The organism is Flavobacterium sp. (genome assembly GCF_031422135.1).
Classification (GTDB): Bacteria; Bacteroidota; Bacteroidia; order Flavobacteriales; family Flavobacteriaceae; genus Flavobacterium.
This window is the reverse complement of the sequence record NZ_JANOQD010000108.1, coordinates 1-3,189: the sequence shown is the minus strand read 5'-3', so window position 1 is coordinate 3,189 and position 3,189 is coordinate 1. Positions and strand designations below refer to the sequence as shown.

The window sequence follows — 3,189 nt, the reverse complement described above, 5'->3', positions numbered from 1 at the left end:
AATAAAATTAATTTTTTTAATTATCCTTTTTACAATAATTTCCTCTAACCTACTAAATGCTCCCCCCGCTAGCGCGAGCTTCTAGCTCGTGCCCGTTCCTAGTTTTTTACCTCATTTAAATGAAAATAACTTTATTTTTATTAGCGGGCACGAGCTAGAAGCTCGCGCTAGCGGGGGGAGCATTTAGTAGGTTAGAGGAAATTATTGTAAAAAGGATAATTAAAAAAATTAATTTTATTTTCATTTTTGTTCTCTTCTTAATGTTTAAATGGTTTATGTTAAATAATTTTTAGTTTTTGTGAACTTCTTGCCCATTCGCAAAAAAAGATGTTAATATAAAACTTAAAGTTATGTATTTTTTATTTTCTTTTAACACGATTTTCAAAATCTCCAATATAGGTATTTAATAATATTACCTCTTCTTCATTAATTAAACCCTCTTGTTGGTATGGCACCATAACATCAATAACAAAGTCAAGCTCTATATCGTCTTTTATTTTTTTGCGTTTAAGTATTTTAGCTAGTTTGTTTTCTCTTTTGTAGGGCAAATTATGTTCTTTTATTTTATCCCAAAAGTAATTTACTGCGTCTCCACTTCCTTCTTGAAAAAAAATGAATATATCATTAACTTCATAATTCAAACTTTTTAAATTTTTATATTGAGGTAAAGGGCTTAGTGACTTTTCTTTAATATCCAAATATATATTAATAAAATGTCTAACCGTTTTATCATCCCAAATTTTTGGAGGATGTTTCTGAAATGATTCTATGGCTATATCGATTGCTTTAGCTAGATTTTGAGATGCTTGCAAATATTTATCTTCTTTCATTTTTAACTAATTTTATTTCTAAATTAAACAAATTTTAAATTAAAAACCTAATGATCTTAGACCCCATTCAATATATTGGCCTAGTTTTCGATTTGTTGGACTGATTCCGTTTCTATCATTTCCTGAAATACCTAGTTTTCTATAATGCTCTATTTGCAATTGCCCCCGCTAGCGCGAGCTTCTAGCTCGTGCCCACAATTTTGTCTCGTCCTGAAAAAAGTTTACATATTTCAATAATCATGATATTTACAAAAAAGACCTGTTATTTTGTCCAAAATTATTTTCAAAGAACATAATTCCATTAAACTTTAATTTTTTTACCCTTTGCGCGCACGAGCTAGAAGCTCGTGCCCATTACTATTTTTTACCTCATTTCAATTAAAATAACTTTATTTTTATTGGGCACGAGCTAGAAGCTCGCGCTAGCGGGGATTATGTTCAACACTAGCAGTGATGGTTGCAAATATTTATCTTCTTTCATTTGTAATTTAAAGTAAATTATAATTATTTTTTATTACTTCACTCTGTTTTTAAATTATCTTCAAAAATCTTTTTAATTGACTTTATTCCTTTACCAATAATTTGAGCCTTTTCCATTAGATTAATTAGGCTTAACATTTTTTTTTCAAATTCCTTTCCCTCATTTTTATCTTCAATATAAATTTCCCAAACTGCACCAGCCCCCCCCCACATATCTACTCCATTTATGAGTTTTACAAAATGACTAATATTATTTTGATTAAGCAATTCAATCAAATTGTAAATAAAATCAGATTGAGCATTATTTCCTGAACTTTTTAAAAGTTTCATTAACGCTGTTAATACCAATAACAAATTAGTTCGTTCTTCAAGAACTAAAACAAAATTATCACCTTTATTTTTTTTGAATCCAAACATCTTAAAATGGTTTTTTAATAATTAAGTTAACTGGATTAATCAATTGGTTATAATTCTGATAGAGTTCAAATGGAAGCCCTCCTGTATTACCATTCAAAGGAGCCGCAAACCATCTTCCTACTTTAATATTTCTAAAAGGAATTGAACCTTTTAATAAATACTGACCAGAATTTACATTAGGTAAGCCAGAAAAATTTCTATAGAAGGGAACATACTTTGGATTAATTAATGAATATGACTTTCCATACATTGATGCTCCTCTCCATATACTCTGCAGTCAAACTTAATGCAACCGCTTCAATATCAGACATTTTTGCTTTTCTTCCAGCTCGAAATGTATGATTGAAATCAACATCTAAAGAACTTAAAACTTCTAAAACTTTAAAATAATTTTTTGTTATATTTGCCATAGATATTGTTTGTTTTTCGAATTCAAGATACTGAAATTCAGTATCTTGAGCAATATCTAATCCATTTTTTAACTTTAAATAATTACACCCAACGGGTTATCAAAAATATTTTTTTTTGATATTATTTATTTCCTCAATAAGTTCTTTTTTATAATCCTCAATATCTTTACCTTGTATGTCCTTAAAATTATGTGATTTAGCATCTAAATAATTTGATACCATATTAAATAGCTTTTCATATTCATGATAATTCTCATTTTCAAATTTATCTAAATTATTCCTAATAGTTTCATCATCAATAAAACTATCTGGACCGCAAAATTCGAAATCTAATTTATTTACATAATTCAATGCTTTTTCTAAAGCAGGAATATAGGAATTAAAAAAATCTTCTTTTTTCATATTATATAATTAAAATCTATTCCAAAACGTTTTATCATCCCATCCATTTTCCCAAGGTCTATGCCTGTGAAGATTGTTACCCCTACCTCTATGATAATGTGGTAGACGTTTATCTTTAACCCAATTTGGGAACGAATTAGACTTCTTAGATGGATTTACTAATTTATGAAAATCAAATCTAGTTTTAGAACCATAACCAGCACCTTTAGATATTGAAAATCCGTTTACTTTTCCTCCACTACCTCTTAAAGGTTTAATTGTATAAGCTGGAATTCTAAAATTGCTCATTCTAGAAAACGCTCCTTCCATCGCATAAGGAGAAACAAAAGAAGCAGCCATATCTGGCGAACTATACCCTGCCGAATATGCCCATTCATTGGCAGACATATTCTTAGTATTATTGAATGTCTCTAATTTATATTCCGGACTTGCATTAAACATCATACTTCTACCTTGCATAACATCATTGCCGAGACTTTGCAAACTATTGCCCCAATATTCACCACTATTTATCTCTGAAGTAAAAAAATCAATAACATTATTAACTCTATCATTTATTCCTTGATTATAATTTTGTTTAATTTCACTCATAAAATTACCAAAATTTACAACAGGATTTCCCCCAGTCCAACTAGCACTTCCATCTTGCG

At 29.1% G+C, this 3,189-nt stretch carries 6 protein-coding genes; all 6 read right to left on the bottom strand.

Annotated elements, in window-relative coordinates; genetic code table 11:
• Positions 1-359: 359 nt before the first annotated feature.
• A complete protein-coding gene (locus RMO70_RS13875) occupies positions 360-830 on the bottom strand; it encodes a hypothetical protein (RefSeq protein ID WP_310557038.1) in 471 nt (156 codons plus the stop codon).
• 519 nt (positions 831-1,349) lie between these two features.
• Entirely contained in the window at positions 1,350-1,727 is a 378-nt protein-coding gene (locus tag RMO70_RS13870; RefSeq protein ID WP_310557037.1) for a hypothetical protein, read from the bottom strand.
• A gap of 1 nt (position 1,728) precedes the next feature.
• On the bottom strand, positions 1,729-1,977 hold the full coding sequence (locus RMO70_RS13865) for a hypothetical protein (protein ID WP_310557036.1): 249 nt from the start codon (positions 1,975-1,977) through the stop codon (positions 1,729-1,731).
• A complete protein-coding gene (locus RMO70_RS13860; protein WP_310557035.1) occupies positions 1,949-2,137 on the bottom strand; it encodes a hypothetical protein in 189 nt (62 codons plus the stop codon). Before RMO70_RS13860 ends, RMO70_RS13865 begins: the two co-directional genes overlap by 29 nt.
• A 99-nt stretch (positions 2,138-2,236) precedes the next feature.
• Positions 2,237-2,539: a hypothetical protein gene (locus tag RMO70_RS13855; protein ID WP_310557034.1), complete on the bottom strand. Its 303-nt coding sequence runs from the start codon at positions 2,537-2,539 to the stop codon at positions 2,237-2,239.
• Positions 2,540-2,548: 9 nt separating this feature from the next.
• Positions 2,549-3,189 (bottom strand): hypothetical protein (locus RMO70_RS13850; protein ID WP_310557033.1); only part of this gene is annotated, 641 nt, incomplete at its 5' end.

Excerpts from the sequence above, each read along its gene's own strand:
- RMO70_RS13875 (WP_310557038.1), bottom strand. The coding sequence starts at position 830 with ATGAAAGAAGATAAATATTTGCAAGCATCTCAAAATCTAGCTAAAGCA.
- RMO70_RS13870 (WP_310557037.1), bottom strand. The coding sequence starts at position 1,727 with ATGTTTGGATTCAAAAAAAATAAAGGTGATAATTTTGTTTTAGTTCTT.
- RMO70_RS13865 (WP_310557036.1), bottom strand. The coding sequence starts at position 1,977 with ATGTATGGAAAGTCATATTCATTAATTAATCCAAAGTATGTTCCCTTC.
- RMO70_RS13860 (WP_310557035.1), bottom strand. The coding sequence starts at position 2,137 with ATGGCAAATATAACAAAAAATTATTTTAAAGTTTTAGAAGTTTTAAGT.
- RMO70_RS13855 (WP_310557034.1), bottom strand. The coding sequence starts at position 2,539 with ATGAAAAAAGAAGATTTTTTTAATTCCTATATTCCTGCTTTAGAAAAA.